At 58.1% G+C, this 17,875-nt stretch carries 20 protein-coding genes; 10 read left to right on the forward strand and 10 right to left on the reverse strand.

The window, feature by feature from the left end; all coding sequences use genetic code 11:
- The coding region (locus B5F19_RS17740; RefSeq protein ID WP_204248338.1) for a hypothetical protein at positions 1–194 on the forward strand (194 nt) is incomplete at its 5' end.
- Between the two features lie 433 nt (positions 195–627).
- On the opposite strand, the gene B5F19_RS14270 is transcribed toward B5F19_RS17740, so the two are convergent.
- The 9 genes from B5F19_RS14270 to B5F19_RS14310 form a co-directional block, all read right to left on the reverse strand.
- Positions 628–1,458, reverse strand: coding sequence for a hypothetical protein (locus tag B5F19_RS14270; protein ID WP_140394245.1), 831 nt, complete (start codon positions 1,456–1,458; stop codon positions 628–630).
- Positions 1,459–1,540: 82 nt separating this feature from the next.
- Positions 1,541–1,864 (reverse strand): hypothetical protein, encoded by a 324-nt coding sequence (locus B5F19_RS14275; RefSeq protein WP_140394246.1) that lies wholly within the window; start codon positions 1,862–1,864, stop codon positions 1,541–1,543.
- Between the two features lie 1,011 nt (positions 1,865–2,875).
- Positions 2,876–3,055, reverse strand: coding sequence for a hypothetical protein (locus B5F19_RS17250; RefSeq protein WP_140394247.1), 180 nt, complete (start codon positions 3,053–3,055; stop codon positions 2,876–2,878).
- Positions 3,056–3,266: 211 nt separating this feature from the next.
- A complete protein-coding gene (locus tag B5F19_RS14290) occupies positions 3,267–4,136 on the reverse strand; it encodes a hypothetical protein (RefSeq protein WP_087291624.1) in 870 nt (289 codons plus the stop codon).
- Between the two features lie 15 nt (positions 4,137–4,151).
- The gene (locus tag B5F19_RS14295) at positions 4,152–4,640 is read right to left on the reverse strand and encodes a hypothetical protein (protein WP_087291626.1); all 489 of its coding nucleotides are present in this window, start codon (positions 4,638–4,640) and stop codon (positions 4,152–4,154) included.
- 361 nt (positions 4,641–5,001) lie between these two features.
- Complete coding sequence (locus B5F19_RS17560; protein ID WP_087291628.1) at positions 5,002–5,277, reverse strand: hypothetical protein; 276 nt, start codon at positions 5,275–5,277, stop codon at positions 5,002–5,004.
- Positions 5,265–5,477 (reverse strand): helix-turn-helix domain-containing protein, encoded by a 213-nt coding sequence (locus B5F19_RS14305; protein WP_087291630.1) that lies wholly within the window; start codon positions 5,475–5,477, stop codon positions 5,265–5,267. The genes B5F19_RS17560 and B5F19_RS14305 overlap by 13 nt, the downstream gene beginning before the upstream one ends.
- 18 nt (positions 5,478–5,495) lie before the next feature.
- Entirely contained in the window at positions 5,496–5,648 is a 153-nt protein-coding gene (locus B5F19_RS17565) for a hypothetical protein (RefSeq protein ID WP_162612592.1), read from the reverse strand.
- Positions 5,649–5,856: 208 nt separating this feature from the next.
- Complete coding sequence (locus tag B5F19_RS14310; RefSeq protein WP_087291632.1) at positions 5,857–6,063, reverse strand: helix-turn-helix transcriptional regulator; 207 nt, start codon at positions 6,061–6,063, stop codon at positions 5,857–5,859.
- Positions 6,064–6,285: 222 nt separating this feature from the next.
- Between B5F19_RS14310 and B5F19_RS14315 the strand changes: the two genes are divergently transcribed.
- The 3 genes from B5F19_RS14315 to B5F19_RS18215 all read left to right on the forward strand — a co-directional run bounded on the left by B5F19_RS14315 (position 6,286) and on the right by B5F19_RS18215 (position 8,983).
- On the forward strand, positions 6,286–6,912 hold the full coding sequence (locus B5F19_RS14315) for a helix-turn-helix transcriptional regulator (RefSeq protein ID WP_087291634.1): 627 nt from the start codon (positions 6,286–6,288) through the stop codon (positions 6,910–6,912).
- Between the two features lie 616 nt (positions 6,913–7,528).
- Positions 7,529–8,698 carry a site-specific integrase gene (locus B5F19_RS14320; RefSeq protein WP_087291636.1) on the forward strand — a complete coding sequence of 390 codons (1,170 nt, stop codon included), beginning with the start codon at positions 7,529–7,531 and terminating at the stop codon, positions 8,696–8,698.
- Positions 8,699–8,851: 153 nt separating this feature from the next.
- Complete coding sequence (locus B5F19_RS18215; protein WP_255378406.1) at positions 8,852–8,983, forward strand: hypothetical protein; 132 nt, start codon at positions 8,852–8,854, stop codon at positions 8,981–8,983.
- 59 nt (positions 8,984–9,042) lie between these two features.
- On the opposite strand, the gene B5F19_RS14325 is transcribed toward B5F19_RS18215, so the two are convergent.
- Entirely contained in the window at positions 9,043–10,086 is a 1,044-nt protein-coding gene (locus B5F19_RS14325) for a HAMP domain-containing sensor histidine kinase (protein ID WP_140394249.1), read from the reverse strand.
- A 478-nt stretch (positions 10,087–10,564) separates the two neighbouring features.
- Between B5F19_RS14325 and gap the strand changes: the two genes are divergently transcribed.
- The 6 genes from gap to gltS all read left to right on the forward strand — a co-directional run bounded on the left by gap (position 10,565) and on the right by gltS (position 17,639).
- On the forward strand, positions 10,565–11,575 hold the full coding sequence (gene gap / locus B5F19_RS14330) for a type I glyceraldehyde-3-phosphate dehydrogenase (protein WP_087291640.1): 1,011 nt from the start codon (positions 10,565–10,567) through the stop codon (positions 11,573–11,575).
- Between the two features lie 202 nt (positions 11,576–11,777).
- The gene (locus B5F19_RS14335) at positions 11,778–12,107 is read left to right on the forward strand and encodes a helix-turn-helix transcriptional regulator (RefSeq protein WP_087291642.1); all 330 of its coding nucleotides are present in this window, start codon (positions 11,778–11,780) and stop codon (positions 12,105–12,107) included.
- A 1,120-nt stretch (positions 12,108–13,227) separates the two neighbouring features.
- A complete protein-coding gene (locus B5F19_RS14340) occupies positions 13,228–13,518 on the forward strand; it encodes a translation initiation factor 2 (protein ID WP_087291644.1) in 291 nt (96 codons plus the stop codon).
- A gap of 152 nt (positions 13,519–13,670) precedes the next feature.
- Positions 13,671–15,002 (forward strand): sensor histidine kinase, encoded by a 1,332-nt coding sequence (locus tag B5F19_RS14345; RefSeq protein WP_087291646.1) that lies wholly within the window; start codon positions 13,671–13,673, stop codon positions 15,000–15,002.
- Positions 14,999–15,835 (forward strand): DNA-binding domain-containing protein, encoded by an 837-nt coding sequence (locus B5F19_RS14350; RefSeq protein ID WP_087291648.1) that lies wholly within the window; start codon positions 14,999–15,001, stop codon positions 15,833–15,835. Before B5F19_RS14345 ends, B5F19_RS14350 begins: the two co-directional genes overlap by 4 nt.
- A gap of 601 nt (positions 15,836–16,436) precedes the next feature.
- Positions 16,437–17,639 (forward strand): sodium/glutamate symporter, encoded by a 1,203-nt coding sequence (gltS, locus tag B5F19_RS14355; protein WP_087291650.1) that lies wholly within the window; start codon positions 16,437–16,439, stop codon positions 17,637–17,639.
- The last annotated feature ends 236 nt before the right edge of the window (positions 17,640–17,875 follow it).

The following is a 17,875-nucleotide window of genomic DNA, read 5'->3' on the forward strand; positions in this document are numbered from 1 at the left end:
GGCAGGGAGACGGCCAGGAGGCCCGCCAGCAGGCCGATCCGGGCCATGGTCCGGATGTCAGGCACAGGCCGGACAGCTCCAGGCGGCGCGCTGCGCCCCCGTGTGCGGCTCTGGGCGGCTCCGGTGCTGGTCTGCTCCCACAGCTCCGAGGGGGCAGGGAGACGGCCAGAAGTCCCGCCAGCGAGCCGATCTGAGCCACTGGCCGGATGTCGGGCAGAGGCCGGACAGCTCCAGGCGGTACGATTTTGCGTCCGATTCATCCACATCCGGCGGCGGTGCGGCGGCGCGCGCGTATGCGGGGCAAAAATCGCTTTTGTCTTGGACCCACGCGATTAAGGCCGTCGCGGGTCAGGACCGTTTTTTTGATGGGGGGGGGTAAAGATGGGATACCACACCAAAACGGCCAGCATTCGCCCTGGGCACTGGGCAAACACTGGCCGTTTTTGGGTATAACAAAGCAAGCCACCCTGCCCTCTGTGGCTTAGTTCTTCGCCCTGCTCTCGGGCGTTTCGTTTTCCCCCTGTTTACATTTTAGCTGTTGGCAGAGGAAGGGGCAAGGGCATCCCCCTTGATTCTCTAGGCTTTACGGTGAAGATAATACTCCACCACCAAGTAAAATTTGCGCGGTCATTGTTTCCTTTTTCTGGTTCTATACGGCGATCTATATTCCTCTTTTATCTCCGCTTCTCTCGGTAAGATAAAGCTGCATTGGTGGTATGATGAATATAGATTCTCCTCTCTCATTTCGCTGATTAAAATAGCTCCCTTTGGTGGTACAATATCTTCGTATTCTTCGACCCAGCGCCCATGTACTTCCGGTTGAATCAGTCCCTCACTGGGTGTGTATGACCGCTCTCCGGTCTTTGTCTTTCCGGCTCGGCTGTCCTTTGTTATATAGCTTGCCAGGCGCTCAAACGAGTGCATATCATCAACTTTTATTCTGGAAATGTGCACATCCCCATACGGCCAAGCTGCGCGCAATGTATCACAGTCTTGCTCTGACAGCAGCATAATAGCGTGGTGGTGAAGCCTCACTTCTCCATTGCCCCACTCTGTAGGCTTTCCGGACAGTTCCTCCCACTGTTCCGGCACCTCCCAGGGGCAGACCTCCCAGGGGTTGCCCCCAACATCAGCAGTTTCGGCGGCAGCTCTGGCCGATCCTTCTGTGGTGTACACATAGGGAAACGGCTCTCCGCGCCTCCTTTTCTCCCGTCTCATCTGCTCATTGGCTTTTGCAATGTTGGCCTTTGCAGAATCCCTGCTTCTTGGAAGGTGTTCTTCGTCATATGTATAGGTCACAAAACAGGAGAGAGGGCTGTCAAAGTTAGCATAGAAAAGCAGCTCCAGTTTCTCCGTGCTGTTTTTACAATTTATGAATCTCTGGGCTGCCCTGGTATGGTGTTTCTTCGCGGCTCTGGCCCGTCCTGTATCACGTGGAAGGGGACGCTGATAGCGCACACATTTTACCCGTCGGCCCGCTCTCTTTTCTCTTATATAAAAAGCCTTTCGCATACTTTCTCACCCGTTTTGTGTTTTTACCTTACTTTTTCTTATTTTTCTCTATATCTTCCAATGCGGTTCTGACTTCTTCCAGCATCATTTCTTCAACTTCCTTTTTGTCGATCCCGCATTTCATACACTGATCCGCGACAGTTCGAGCCGCAATGTAGATCATGCGGACAAAATATTCTTCGTGAAAATCCTGAATAACAATTTCGCTTTTGTGCTTTCCGATCTCCATAGTTACTTTCATATCAATCATTTCCTTTCCCCCACCAGAACATGGTTGGCAGAATATTTCATTGCTTCGGAACTTGGCATCCCTCATATATCCGCTATCCGCCCTCGGCTCTGGTAACGCCATGGGCGGCCCTGTTTCTGATCTACTGCCCCCAGCTCCAAGGGAGCAGGGCAGCGGCCAGGAGGCCCGCCAGCGGGCCGGTCCGGGCCACGGCCCCGGATGTCTGGCAGAGGCCGGACGGCTCCAGGCGGCGCGCTGCGCCCCGTGTGTGGCCCCGGCGGCTCCGGTGCTGATCTACTGCCCCCAGCTCCAAGGGAGCAGGGCAGCGGCCAGGAGGCCCACCAGCGGGGCCGATCCAGGGCCACGGCCCGGATGTCAGGCAGAGGCCGGACAGCTCCAGGCGGTGCGCTGTGCCCCCGTGTGTGGCCCCGGCGGCTCTGGTGCTGGTCTGCTCCCCCAGCTCCAAGGGGCAGGGAGACGGCCAGGAGGCCCGCCAGCAGGCCGATCCGGGCCATGGTCCGGATGTCAGGCACAGGCCGGACAGCTCCAGGCGGCGCGCTGCGCCCCCGTGTGCGGCCCTGGGCGGCTCCGGTGCTGGTCTGCTCCCCCAGCTCCAAGGGGCAGGGAGACGGCCAGGAGGCCCACCAGCGGGGCCGATCCAGGGCCACGTCCCGGATGTCAGGCAGAGGCCGGGCAGCTCCAGGCGGTGCGCTGTGCCCCCGTGTGTGGCCCCGGCGGCTCCGGTGCTGATCTACTGCCCCCAGTTCCAAGGGAGCAGGGCAGCGGCCAGGAGGCCCGCCAGCGGGCCGATCCAGGGCCACGTCCCGGATGTCAGGCAGAGGCCGGACGGCTCCAGGCGGCGCGCTGCGCCCCCGCGTGTGGCCCATGGCAGCTCCGGTGCTGGTCTGTTCCCCCAGCTCCAAGGGGCAGGGAGACGGCCAGGAGGCCCGCCAGCGGGCCGGTCCGGGCCACGGCCCGGATGTCAGGCAGAGGCCGGACGGCTCCAGGCGGCGCGCTGCGCCCCCGTGTGTGGCCCCGGCGGCTCTGGTGCTGATCTACTGCCCCCAGCTCCAAGGGAGCAGGGCAGCGGCCAGGAGGCCCGCCAGCGGGCCGGTCCGGGCCACAGCCCGGATGTCAGGCAGAGGCCGGACGGCTCCGGGTGGTGATCTGCACCCCCGTGTGCGGCCCCTGGGCGGCTCCGGCGCTGGTCTGCTTTAGTCCAACTTTCTGGACCATGCGGACGGCAGCACCATAGCACCATACACAGGCCGTCGCGCTGGGGCTCTTTTTGCGGACCCGGCATCCTCCCGCCACCCCGCTGTCTCCCCGTTCCTGGTGGCCCGGCTCCCGGCCCTCTGCTTCTCATACCAGTCCCCAACCGAAACAGGAGCGCCGGAGCGCGGGGCATGCTTTGTGGCCTCACTTGTGACCACAGCGCTACAAATCGGCCCACGGGTGTTACTGTTCTGCGCAGATTTATTCTTTTCCTCACTATTCATAAATGCGGAATTTATATTAAAATCCATCACTTTTTTCTCCTAAATCGATCAAAGAATAACGTTTTCCCTTCTGAACTCACCGCTCCGCTTTCTGTCACTACTGCTACGGCCATATTCCCATGCTCTCCGGGTACATATCCGCCCGGCAGGTTCTTCAAATGCTTATAGGGGTCTCCGGCAGAATTTAAGCTGCTCCGCAACCTGGCGGTATTCAGGAATGCGTTGAGTTGATCCTTAACCGGCACATCCGGGCCATACACAAGCCCAATCGTGCGCGCCGTTTTATCGCCAGCAAAGCAGGATGGGATATTTTCTGTAAAACTCATATCTGCCTCGGTGGCCTTTGCGACAATTTCTTTATGTACTCTGTCCCGATGGGCGGTAAGCTCCCCCCTTGCTTTAGTCACTTTTCGGTCATATTCGGCAATAACCTGTTTGCGCTCCTCCTCCAGATCGTCCAGGGCCTTTTCAAGCTGATAATCTTTCCGGCTCAGATATTCCCCGCACTTAGACAGCACGTCCATACAGTCCCCTAAAAACTCCGTATCACGATACGCAGACGACGCAATCGCACGGACGGCGGCAATCCATTCTTTTGCTTCCTGGGGGCGGCCTGTCTCCATGGCGGCCCGTTTCAGCGCGTCCAGGTCGAACGGGTTAGATTCCGGCACGGTGATCCGCTCCAGTCCGGGGCCCTTCATTTTGTCGTCCAGCTCCCGGTATCTCTCGTAAACCCTGCGCCGCTTGGCTTTGACGGCCTCACAGGCCGCCCCGAATTTCGCCAGGGCCTCATTCACAGCGGCCTCGGCCTCCACCCCGTCCAGAGCGGATAATTCCCCTTGGGGATTCCTCTTTTCAATCTCCTTGGTTTCTGCTTCACGCTTTTTTTCACTCATGTTCTTCGCTCCTTCTTAAAAATTTTCAGCAACAAATTGTTCTTGGCTCCCTTGTTCCCAGGCCGAAACCATACACACACGGCACTTACTTAAAAAAATTTGTGCGGCATGGCCCTTTTTGCGTCGAGCGATAAGTTTATCTAGCTCAATCAAGTATTCAGTCAAGGCGGCGCGGTTTTTCTTCTGTCCCTCCTCATAGCAGAGATTAAAGCACTTCACCCAAACTGCCATTATCTTTCGTTCGCCTCCGGTCAGGCCGCGCCCTGCAAGCTGCTCCTGATAAGCTATAAATGACTCCGGGGTGTTCGGGAACCTCATACCGCTGTACACTTGACAGTTCCCCTCCTTCTCCCGTACAATAGAGGCGGAAAGAGTCCTGTTGCTCATTCCCGTGTAGGTTGTCCGGTGGTCGCGCTGCTGGGCAACCTTTTTTTCGTCCTGGCAGTTGCATTGCTCCCCAGGGTCAAGGTGCGCGCCGCAGTTCGGACAAGTTTTGTAATACACGTCTGAAACCCCCTTCTAAAATTCACAATTTTTTTGCAGTCTGGCAGGAACAGCACCGGGACCTCTAGGGCCATCACGCCCAATTCCCCCGCTTTCTCCAGCAGGGTATATACCTCTTTTTGGCATCCCTCGCCCTCCTAGTCACGCAACATGCCAGACATAAAGACACTGGTCAACCAAACCGCCCGTTTCGGTGCATCAAACGCCGCCCATGCAAGTCTAACGCGTTCCCGTTGCTCCGCGCTTATCCTGGTCCCATCCGCTCCTCCTCCGTCCTCTATTGCATACCGGATAAAGGCCTCCGCTTTCCGCATTCGGTCCTCCGGAAGAAGAAGCAGCAATTTCAGCAGCTTTTCCCGGCTCAGTTCGTCCGGCGTTTCCCGATCTGGGCAGTTGCTTTCTTTTTTTGAGCATTCGCAGTGCTCCCTCGGGTCAAGGTGCGCGCCGCAGTTCGGGCAAGTTTTGTAATACACGTCTGAAACCCCCTTCTAAAATTCATTATTTTCTTGCAGTCTGGCAGGAACAGCACCAGGGCCGATAGGGCCACCAGGGCCAGCAGCAGGGGAATACACTCAGCGAACATACACGCCAGCAGCACCAGCGACAGCGCGGCCCGCTCCCGGTTTATGTATCGCATGACGGCGCCCCCTTCACCATCCGGTCCATCCAGCGCAGAAAGTGCTCCCGTGGTATCACGATCCGCTTTCCGATCCGGAAGGATGGAAAGTCTCTGGTGTGTGACAGGTTATAGATCGTATTCACACCCACGCCCAGAATCTCCGCGGCCTCCGGCACGGTATAGACCTCCTTTTGCAGCTCCCGACCCGCTTTCTTCACGGTGTCCTCCCTCCCTTCTCATTCTTCCAGGCCCGCTCCCTTGGCCTGGGGCATCATCGGGCCGACCGACACGCGCCAGCGGCATCCTGCCTTTCGGACTTCATCCAAAATCCCATGGAGCCGTTCTTCCAGCTCCGGCGGCATCCCTTCCAGGTTTACGACCAGAAACATATACCTTTCCTCCATTTCCCCCGCCAGATCCGGCGGTTTTTTTTGCGTTTTACTTGGCTACATAGGCAGCGCTGGTGCTCCGCCGGGGTCTTATGTGTTCGGGTGGTTTCCCCAAAAAGACTTTGATATCGCATCTACCGATATTTCCGTCTGCTCCAATCCGTTTTTTGCATACTGATTAACTCCACCATAATTTGCATAGCGCAAATCACTTACAAAAAAAATAGTTTTTAAATTCCCCGTCCGAAATTCTTAATATTTCTGCAACTTTTTCCGCTTCTTCCAATGAGAATGGGCGTATATTGTTTATTTTCTGACAAATTGTTGGCGTTGCTACCGATATTATCTTTGCTATTTCGCCCTGGGTCATTCCTAGCTCGTTAATCCTTTTCTTAATTTTTTCTGTATTTACCATCTTAAACGGCCTCCTTTCTCCGCAATTATAGCATAGCGCAAACATTTGTCAATAGCGTAGCGCAAATATTTTTTCTTTTTTGCGTTCCTATTGCATACCGCAAAATTGTGTGATAAAATTTGAGCAAAAGCATAGCAACTCTTTTCAGTAACAATGCGGTAAAAGACATGGTATTCTACCGTTCCTCAAACCGTAAATATATTGTAATAGGGGGGTAATACGATGTCACGAACAGAAAACCAGGTAATTGGTTCCCGCATCAAGCAACGTAGGCTTGAATTAAATATGACTCAAGGGGATATTGCTAATCAAATTGGGGTAGCGGTTTCAACGATACAGCGATATGAATCCGGCTCTATAGACAGATTGAAGTTGCCAGTGATCGAAGCTATTGCTGCTGTTCTTGGCGTAAGTCCTGATTGGCTTATGGGTAAAACGCCCGATTCTACCACCTCAAAATTGCAGAGACTTAAATCTATTGAGTACGAGATAAAAGAAAATCTAAATTATCTTAATGCTTTGAAGGCCGCAGAACAGAAATATTCTCAGTCGGTTCAAAAATTGATAGCACTCGCTGAAAACTCTCATGAATCTAACTTTGATGTACCGTTGGAAGTAGAAGATTCTATAGCGTCTGACCTAGATCACATCATTGAAGATTTGGAAAAGGTTGACCAGGAGTTTCAATCTTCTCTCGATTTGTTAAATAATTTCTTACAAACAAAATTCCCTTTGTTGACAAATTCTCAAAAAGAAGCATTTTTACAACGCATAAACGCAATAAATTTGTCAGTAAAGGATTCCCTTGTTCATATCAATCAGCCCCCCTCTTCGAAGAAGAAACTGTAATTATTTATTTTCACATAAAAATTCACTTTTTTAACGTGATGATAAATTGGCAAACGTTTGCCGATTTGTCCACATTCCCGGTGCTCTGTTTTATATGGGGCCAAATCCGCAATCGCTTGCGGATTTGAGTGCTTCCTCTGAAATCGGCCAGCGTTGGCCGATTTGACGGCACTTTGCCCCGCTGATAGGAAGGGCGGGCGGCCCAAATACGACAGCGCTGTCGTATTTGACCGATGGGGTAACGATTCGTGCCCCCATCTTTTGAAAATCCGCCCACGTGTTCGGATTTGTGGAATCCCTAAGGTAGCAATTTGCTACCTTAGGGAATGGAAATCCGACAACGTTGTCGGATTTGACCTATTGGGTAGTGATTCCCGCCCCATCTATCGAAAATCCGAAAACGTTTTCGTATTTGACCGAGGGGGCGGCGATTCCCCACCCCCTCTATTGAAAATTCGTCCGCGCGGGCGGATTTGGCAAAAAAAGAACCCTCCCCGGCGCTACCAACACCGGGAAGGGCATAACCGCAAAAATACCAGAAACCAAATAAGGCACCTTTGCGCCTTTTATGATACCATAAACCGGGCCTAGGTGCAAGCAGAGAAAGGAGCAGCTTATGGCACGGAAAGCAGCCGCCGGGGCGGGCACCATCCGAAAAAAAACCGTGACCCGCAACGGGAAGCAGTACACCTATTGGGAAGCCCGCTTCACGGCCGGCCGGGACCCAGGCACCGGCAAGCAGGTTCAGCGGAGCATTACCGGTAAGACCCAGAAGGAGGTATCCCAGCGCCTCAAAGAAGCGACCACCGCCGTGGACCAGGGCACCTATACCGCCCCCACCAAAATGACCGTGGGCGCGTGGCTGGACATCTGGGCGGCGGACTACTTGGGCGGCGTGAAGCCCTCCACCGCGAGTTCCTACAAGGGATATATAAATAACCATCTAAAACCCGCGCTTGGGGCGGTCCTTCTGTCCGATCTTCGTCCCCACATCATCCAAAAGGCCATAAATGGGCTTTCTCTTTCCCCCGCTTCGGTGCGCATAATTTACAAGACGCTGCACCAGGCGGTCAAAAAGGCGGTAAGCCTGGGCTATATCTCTCGGGACCCTGCGGACGGTGTGGAGCTTCCCCGCATGGAGCAGGCAGAAATACACCCCCTAGAAGATAACCAGGTCGCCGCCCTTCTCCAGCAGGTCAGCGGAACCTGGCTTGAACTTCCGGTGAAAATCGCTCTTTTTACCGGCCTGCGCCAAAGTGAAATTTTGGGGCTTACTTGGGATTGTATAGACTTCCAGAACGGCACTATTCAGATCTCCAAACAACTTTCCCGACGTTTGTTTCGTTCCTCCTCTAACATTTTTTCAAGCCCAAAGAACGGCAAGACAAGAACGCTCACCCCGGCCCCCTTCGTGCTCCGGCTCTTGAAGGAGCATAGAAAGCGACAGGCAGAACGGCAGCTTCTGGCCGGTCCCGTTTGGAGTAACCCCCACAACCTTGTCTTTACCAACGACACCGGCGGTCTGATTGACCAGGAATCGATTTCAAAGAAATTTCACGCTGTGGCTCAGGCTATCGGATTGCAGGACGCACGCTTTCACGATCTCCGGCACACTTACGCTGTAAACGCAATTCGAGCCGGTGACGATATTAAGACCATCCAGGGCAACCTGGGACACGCCAGCGCGGGATTTACGTTAGACCGGTACGGCCATTTCACCGAGCGCATGAAGCAGGACAGCGCGGCCCGCATGGAGGCGTTTATAAAGGCCAATTTCGGCCCGTAAGGGAAAAAATAAGGGAAAATAGGCCCGAAGGGAAGGTAAAAACTACCCTGCGGGCCTTGATATTCCTAGGTTTTCTTATTTTCTTTACTCATAACCACAGGTTGTTTGCCAAAACAGCCCCGTTGGGCTATGCTGGAGGCAGGAGGTGAGGTCATGGACGCCCAAAAGACGGGGGCGCTGATTGCCCACGCCCGGCTGGACGGGGGCGGTGGAGAAGCCCCGGGTTCTGGAGGGGGAGCGCTTCCTCCTCCTGCGGCTGAAGGTCTGGTGAGCGGCTGTCCCTGAAAAAGAAAATGCCCCCCGGCGGTCTGAAAAGGACCGCCGGGGGCGCGTTCTGTTTTGGATTACTCCTCCTCATCCATCTGGAAGATGGACAGGGGGAGCACGTCGGAGAGCTCCATCAGCACGGGAGAGATGCCGCCGTTCTCCTCCACCCGGGGCGTGCGCACGGTGAGGGTGGGCGACAGGGGGCCGGTGGGCAGGGAGACCACGGCGAACAGCCCGCCCCGCCGCTCCTCCAGGAGCAGCGCGCCCCCGTGGAGGGAGACGATGTGCCGGGCGATGGCCAGGCCCATGCCCGCCCCGTCCTGGGGATTGGGGATCTGCCCCTCCGGCTGGCCGGAGGAGAACAGGGCGTCCAGGCTGCCCTCCTCCAGGGCGTCGCCGCTGTCGCTGAGGGTGAGGACGGCCCGGCCGCTTCGGCTGGACAGGGAGAGGACCACCTGGCCGCCGGGGGCGGCCTTGGCGGCGTTGGAGAGCAGGGTGAGGATCAGCTTCTGCAGCAGCCCCGGGTCACCGGGGATGAGCAGGGAGGGCAGGGCGCACCGGAAGGTCAGGGTGACCCCCGCCTCCCCCAGCAGGAAGGCGGCCTCCTGCGTGAGGCTGCGGCACAGCCCGGCCAGGTCCATGGTCACCGGGCGGAAGGGCACCCCCTCGGGGGCGCCGGCGGAGCGCAGGAAGTCCAGGTTGGAGAGCAGGCGGTAGACCCGGCAGAAGCTCTTGCTGAAGGCGTCCATGCCGCCCCGGGAGGGGCCGGAGACCGTCTCAAATTCCAGCAGGATATCCTGTAAAAATCCGCGCATCTGCCGCACGAAGCCGTCCAGCTGCCCCTGGGTGAGGGGGGACTGGGGGGCGGGCCGGAAGAGAAGCAGGTCCCGCTCGGCCCCGGAGACCCGGCTGAACAGGTAGAGGGAGCCGTTGTGGGCAAAAGTGCCCGCCCCCTCCGGATCGGAGAGGGAGCCGGAGAGGAATTCCGGGGCCTCCATCCCCACCGCCAGCTCGGGGAACTGGGCCTGGGCCGCGCGGTTGAAATCCAGGATGCGCCCCTGGGCCACCTCGATGGCCCCCTCGGGAAAGCGCTCCAGATGAGATTGCATAGCGTCTGACATAATACCTCCTGACGGCGGCGGGGCCATTGGGACACCATCATCCTATGCCGTGTCCGGCTTGGAAGGGTCCGGCCCGGCCAGACCTTTTTCCTAGGCCTAGTTTGCGCAGGCCGGACGGGCCCCTTGACGACCAATTTCAGTATATCAAAAAGTGGAAGAAACAACAAGGGAGGCGCGGGAATTTCGTCGCAAAAACCGGAAGGCGGCGTTATGAGGAGGAACGCCCCCTTTTAGACGGGAAAATTGGGGGAAAAGCAGAAGGGGGAGCACATCAGGCGGGAGCTTAACGGGCCGGAGGCGGCTTCCTGGGGGGATAAGACCGGGCTTATCCTGCTCTATGGCGAATTTTACCGGAAAAAAACGCTAAAATATATGAAAAAAGACACTACCAAAACGGGTCTGATCGGGATATAATAACCATCAGCAAGGTATACCCTTAAAATCCCGCGCGAGTTTTTAAGAAAAGGAGAAATTCAACATGAGCATTAAAGTTGGCATCAATGGCTTTGGCCGGATCGGCCGCATGGTGTTCCGCGCCAGCCTGAATCACCCCGAGATCGAGATCGTTGGCATCAACGACCTGTGCCCCGCCGACTACCTGGCTTACATGCTGAAGTATGATACGATGCATGGTCAGTTCGCCGGCGAGGTGAGCAGCAACGAGACCGGCATCGTGGTCAACGGCAAGACCATTCCTGTCTATGCCGAGCGCGATCCTGCCAATATCCCCTGGGGCAAGCTGGAGGCCGAGTACGTGGTGGAGTCCACCGGCCTGTTCCTGACCAAGGAGAAGGCCCAGGCGCACCTGAAGGCCGGCGCCAAGAAGGTCGTCATGTCCGCCCCCTCCAAGGATGACACCCCCATGTTCGTGTGCGGCGTCAACCTGGACAAGTACACCCCCGACATGGACTTCGTGTCCAACGCCTCCTGCACCACCAACTGCCTGGCCCCCATCGCCAAGGTGCTGAACGACAACTGGGGCATCACCGACGGCCTGATGACCACCGTGCACTCCACCACCGCCACCCAGAAGACTGTGGACGGCGTGTCCATGAAGGATTGGCGCGGCGGCCGTGCCGCTTCCGGCAACATCATCCCCTCCTCCACCGGCGCCGCCAAGGCCGTGGGCAAGGTCATCCCCGAGCTGAACGGCAAGCTGACCGGTATGTCCATGCGCGTCCCCACCCTGGACGTGTCCGTGGTGGACCTGACCGTCAACCTGGCCAAGCCCGCCAAGTACGAGGAGATCTGCGCCGCCATGAAGGCCGCCTCTGAGGGCGAGCTGAAGGGCATCCTGGGCTACACCGACGAGGCCGTGGTGTCCAGCGACTTCCTGGGCGACACCCGCACCTCCATCTTCGACGCCGACGCCGGCATCGCCCTGACCGATACCTTCGTGAAGGTCGTGTCCTGGTACGACAACGAGATCGGCTACTCCAACAAGGTGCTGGAGCTGATCAAGCACATGTACTCTGTGGACCACAAGTAATTTTACCTGGCGCCATTGAGTGATCGGACCTGCCGCGGATACCGCGGCGGGTCCTTTTTTCTTCCGCTCCCCGGGAATAGAATATCATATATCTAAATCGAATTTTGATGAAATTTGTCGAATGAAAATAAAAATATACTATTTTATAATTTTGAACAAATAGATTTAGAAATAAGAAATACTTGGCCCAGAGGTGAGATGTATGCGCTATGGGTCAAGGATAAAAGAGTGGATCACCGATCATGACATTAAGCAAAAGGCTCTCGCAAAAGAATTCCATATTACCGAATCTATGATGAGCCACTACATGACAGGCCGCAATGAAATCACAGTGGACCTTCTGGTAAAGTTCGCGCAAAAATATGGGCTAAGTACAGATTACTTGGTGGGGCTTTCCGACAGCCCCCGCCCTTCCCCGGCGCTTTCCCCCACAGAAGAAAAACTGGTGCTGGATTTTCGCACCCTCACCCGGGATCAGCGGGAGCTGATTGTGCGGAACGTGGCGATTATGAAGGAACAAAACGAGAAATAAAACACGGGCGGTCCGGCGGGACCGCCCGTGTTTTTGTGCTTAGGGAGTGTTTATTCCACCCTTTTCGGTGTGTACACAATAATATTGCGGGCGGCCACATGGACCCGCCCCTACGGCGTATCCGGAGGTGCTTTTGATCTTTTGTAGGGCCCGATGCCCCCATCGGGCCGTTTCCGGGCGGCCCGGTGTGCCGCCCCTACGAGTGGAGGAATCCTCTGGGGCGGGCGGGTGAGGACACCCGCCCCTGCGAGATGGGGGAATCTTCCGGTTTTGCCGTAGGGGCCGACGACCTCGGCGGCCCGCTAAGGGGCCTCTGCGATTCCAGAGCCCACCCTCATCCGCCTCGCATGCGCTCGGCACCTTCCCCCTTGTAGGGGGAAGGCTTGCGGGCGGCCGCAAGGGCCGCCCCTACGGTTGGAAATGGACCGGGCGTGTTGGTTCGGCAAACCCAGGCGCAGGCATGGAACCGCACCAGCGGCAATTTTTGCAAACCCAGGGCCCAGTGGCCCGGCGGGAATTTAGGCACTCACTCAGATTTTGCGCGCCGGAAATGTTCTGCCTGGCCAAAGGGGTAACCCCCGTAATGGGGGTCCGGGGAAAGGCGAATGTGGGCACGGAGTGCCCACTTTGAGCCGTCCCCGGTGGCGTTTTGCCTACTTTGCCGCCATGGGCAAAGTAGGTCGCCGCCCGCAGGCGGCGAAACTCCCTTGCCTACAAACCCACGGTCCGAACCCCACTCCGCAGGCGAAAACCTGCAAAACGGCGCGCCGGGTCGTCGCGCCCTACAAGGGCCGGAAACCTGTCCCCTCATCCGCCCCGGTGTGCGCACTGGGCACCTTCCCCCTTGGAGGGGGGGAGGCTTGAGAGGGACGGAGAGATTCTCCCAATCTCTCAATATAAAAACACCTGCGCCAGAAAGATGAGGGCCGCGTTGGTGAAATAAAGGATCAAAAACTCCCGAAGCAGCGTCTTTTGGACGGCGGTCACGCGCATCTCCCCTTCTCCCGGTTTGTTTTCAGTGTACGGAGGGCGGGGGGAGAATATACCGCCAGAAACTGGGACAGAATAATTCCAGACTCTGACAACGGGGCAGAGCGCGCAGAAAGGAAGTGACCAAACGATGGTGAAGGGAATTACCCGCCAGGTGATCCTGGTCAAGTCCCCAGACCCCAAGCTGTTTGAGGAGGCCATTTTTATTGTGAAGGAGGAGGCTCTCTCCCGGGAGGGGGTCAGCGCCGACCAGGTGATCCGCCAGGCCCGTCAGGCGGCGGACGGCTATCTGAAGGGAAACCGGGCCTGGAACCGGCGGCTGAAGGGGTTCCCTTTCTTCAGCCTGTCCGGCCCCGTGTGGGGGGCGGCGGGGGCCGCCCTGGCCTCCGCCATCTGGTGCGGGGTGCTGATCTGGCTGTGAGGGAAAGACGCTGCGAAAGGACCGGCCTGAACGGCCGGTTTTTTTGCGCCGGAGGGGACCGGAGAGCAGGAAAATTTTTCGCTGGGAAAGCGGGGCAAAGCATGGTATAATTATACTGAAAAAATGTGCCAAGGGCAGAGAGGAGGAGGCAGATGGAGGGGAAGAAGCGGAGGTTTCCCTGGCGGGCCGCCCGGTGGGAGCGGATGCTGCTGACGGCGGTGGCCACGGTGCTCAGCGGCGAAGTTTTTTTTAACCTGGGGAACGACAATTTCCGTATCTCCGGGGCGGTGGTGCTCTTTCCGGTGCTGCTGCTCACCCTGCTTCAGGACAGCCGCACCCCCCTGACCGGGGTCCTGACCGGGGTGTGCCTCCTGCTGGTGCGCTCCGCCATAGACATCGTGGGAGGGGGCGAAGTTTGGACCCAGGCCATTCTGCTCAACTGCCCGGCGGCAATTTTCTACCCCTGCTACGAGGGCCTGCTGTGCCTGCTGGTGCGGGACCGGTACCAGGCCCCCCTGTCCCAGCTGTGGTGGACCTTCTGGCTGTGCGACGGGGTGTCCAACATTGTGAACTTCTCCCTGGACAACGGGGGGCTGCCCAACGTCGACGTCTTGGCCTGGCTGATGGTGATCGGCCTGGCCCGGGCCCTGCTGGCCTCCCTGGTGCTGTGGGGGATGAAGCGCTACCGCCGCCTCCTGCTGGCGGAGGAGCACGAGCGGCGGTACCAGCGGCTGTTTCTGATGACCGCCAACCTGAAAAATGAGCTCTACTTCCTGAAAAAGGACGCGGAGAACATCGAGGGCATCATGGCCCGGGCCTACCGGCTGTACGAGCGGCTGGGGGAGCTGGACTGCCCCGAGGAGGTGCGTCAGCTGGCCCTGTCCATCGCCCGGGACGTGCACGAGGTGAAGAAGGACAACCTGTCCATCGTCCGGGGCATCGAGGGGGAGGTGGCCGGCACCGGCACCGACCAGGGGGAGCAGATGTGGATGTCCGACCTGTTTCTGATCCTTCAGGACACCATGCGCCACATCCTGGGAGAGAAGAAGGCGGACGTCGACCTGCTGTGCCGATGCGAGTCCGACTTCGCCACCGGGGAGCACTACCGCATCATGTCCATTTTAAAGAACCTGGTCATCAACGCCGCCGAGGCCATCCAGAGCGGGAAGGGCACCGGCGTCATCTGGGTGGACGAGCGGGTAGAGGAGGGGCAGCTCCTCCTCACCGTCCAGGACAACGGTCCGGGCATCTCCCCCCGGGCCATGCGGAATCTGTTTCAGGTGGGCTACTCCACCAAATTTGACCCCAAGACCGGAAACATCAGCCGGGGCATCGGACTGCCCGCGGTGGAATTTATGGTCCAGGAGCTGGGCGGCAGCATCCAGGTGACCAGCGGAGCGGGAGAGTTCCCCAAGACGCCGGGGGGCGGGGCCCGGTTTGAAATCAAAATCCCAATGAATCGCTTGGAGAAGGGAGAAGTATGAGAATTTACATTATAGAGGACGACACCTCCGTGATCGGGGTGCTGGAGGATATTGTGGAGGGCAATCAGCTGGGGACCATCTGCGGGGACAGCGGCGGCGGCCCGGCCGACCTGCAGCAGATCCTGGCCCTGGCCCCGGATCTGATTCTGGTGGACCTGCTCATGCCCCAGAAGGACGGCATTCAGGTGGTCCGGGAGCTGAAGGAGCAGGGCTGCGCGGCCAAGTTCATCATGATCTCCCAGGTGAGCAGCAAGGAGATGGTGGCCAAGGCCTATCTGGCCGGGGTGGACTTCTTCATCAGCAAGCCCATCAACCTCATCGAGGTGCGCCAGGTCATCCGCAACGTGAGCCAGCAGCTGGAGAACGAGCGGAACCTGTACACCATCCAGAGCGTGTTTGGGGAGAAGCAGCTCGCCTCCACCGCCGACCAGCAGCGGGAGCAGTACCGCCGCCGGCTCCAGACCACCCTGAGCCAGCTGGGCATGGCCGGGGAGAAGGGGGCCAAGGACATTATGGAGATGTGCCTGTATCTGCTGGAGCGGCACCAGCAGGTGAGCCAGGTGGGGGTGGGCGCCCTGTGCGCCCAGCTCAGCGACAGCCCCAAGTCCATGGAGCAGCGGGCCCGCCGGGCGGTGGAGCGGGGCCTCACCCACCTGGCCAGCCTGGGGGTGGAGGACTACGGCAACGAGGTCTTTACCCAGTATGCCTCCCGGCTGTTCCCATTCCAGGAGGTGCGGGCCGAGATGGCCTACCTCCAGGGCAAGGGCCAGAAGGGCAAGGCCAACCTCAAGCGCTTCCTGGACGGCATGCTGGTGCTGGCCGAGGAGGACTGAACCCTGCGGTCGCTACATAGGAGATGCGTAAGAGAATGGGCGGAGCTCCTGACTGGAGCTCCGCCCTCAGCTTGTCGAAAAACCTCTGTTTAGACGAATCCGCCCGAGTATTGGCGGGGGAGCTCGAGGGGGCGGCAGCCCGCCTCGAGTGAGATCGAATGCCCTGAATGCCTTGCTTGGCAAGGCGTTCAGCGAGCGAAGCGAGAACTTTTGCACCGAACAGCGGCGCAAAAGTAACGGCATTTTTGCAGGCTGTCGGAAAGGTCCTTGGACTTTTCCGACAGCCTGGGGCGGAGCTCCTGACTGGAGCTCCGCCCTTTCCTCTGTCCGCCTGTCCGGGAGCTTGTTGTTAAGAAATCGTTTGAATTGGAAATTTAGGTCAGTAAAAAGAGGAATATATCCCGGAAAGAGTGGAAAAAGGTTCAAATGCTTTGTTAAAAATGTGTAAAATTTTGAGAGAAAATTGTACAAAGCGGGGAAAAATTTTTTTGGCTGAGGGAAATTGAGGCAAAACGAAGGCCGTCCTGTATGATAGGACAGAGTTCCGGGCGGGAGGCGGTAATCCGCCCGGGAGAAAACCAAGCAAAAGGAGAGAAAGACAATGGAATTTGCATTAGACCTGATGCAGACGACCGCGCTGGCAATGATTTTCTTCCTGCTCGGCCGTGTCATCGTGGCGCACGTGGAGTTTCTGCGCCGGGTGTGCATCCCCGCCCCTGTCGTGGGCGGCCTGGTGTTCGCCCTGATCCACCTGGCCCTGCACTCCGCGGGCGTGGTCACCTTTACATTCGATGAGACCTTGAAGAACGCCTTCATGATCTGGTTCTTCACCAGTGTGGGCTACGGCGCCAGCTTCAAGGTGCTGGCCAGAGGCATCAAGCCGGTGCTGGTGTTCCTGCTCCTGGCCGGCGTCATGGTGGTCATTCAGGACCTGGTGGGCGCCGGTCTGGCCCAGGTGTTCCAGCTGGACGGCCGTCTGGGCCTGTGCATGGGCTCCATCCCCCTGGTGGGCGGACACGGAACCGCCGGTTCCTTCGGGCCCCAGTTTGAGGATGCAGGCGTCATGGGCGCCAGCGTTGTGGCGGTGGCCTGCGCCACCTACGGTCTGGTCTCCGGCTCCCTGATGGGAGGACCCATCGCCCGTGCGAAGATCAAGAAGTACAATCTGCACTCCATGGTGAATGAGGGCGAGGAGTACGGCGAGAGCGTGGAGACTGCCCAGTCTCCCAGCCAGGCGAAGGACCTGGGCGTGGACAGCATTGTGAAGTCCTTTGCCCTGCTGATCATCGCCGCCGGCATCGGCACCTACATCAACGCCTTCTTCACCCAGATCGGCGTGACCCTTCCCACCTACATGGGCGCCATGATCGTGGGTCTGGTGATCCGCAACGTGTGCGACGTGGCCCATGTGGAGTTGCCCATGCGCGCCATTGACGTGAGCGGCAACGTCTCCCTGAACGTGTTCCTGGCGGTGGCCCTGATGACCCTGAAGCTGTGGGAGCTGGCCTCCCTGGCGGTGCCCATGATCATCATTCTGGCCATCCAGACCTTCATCATGTTCCTGTACGCCTCCTACGTGGTCTTCCCGGTCATGGGCCGCGACTATGAGGCCGCCGCCATGACGGCCGCCTTCTGCGGCTTCGGCATGGGCGCCACCCCCAACGCCATGGCCAACATGCTGGTGCTGACCAATAAGTTCGGCCCTGCACCCAAGGCGTTCTTCGTGGTCCCCATTGTGGGCGGCATGTTCATCGACTTTGTGAATACAGGCGTGCTGACGGTATTCCTTCAGTTCCTCAGTTAAGCAGCCCCGATTCGGTTTCCTCTCTGGGAAAAAGCAGCCGGACGACCCTTGGAGCAGGGCCGTCCGGCGTTTTTACCTTCAGATAAGCTATGGGCCCCGATGTGGAGCTGCGGGAGGCGGCGTCCGTATCGGGGCCCGTTTGTCATTTTCTTAGAAGTCGGCGTTGCCCCAGGTTCTCGGATGCAGCTCCACCCACAGGCGCGTCCCGCGCCTGTGGGGACCCGATTGAAAAACCG

The organism is Pseudoflavonifractor sp. An184, assembly GCF_002160305.1.
GTDB lineage: Bacteria > Bacillota > Clostridia > Oscillospirales > Oscillospiraceae > Lawsonibacter > Lawsonibacter pullicola.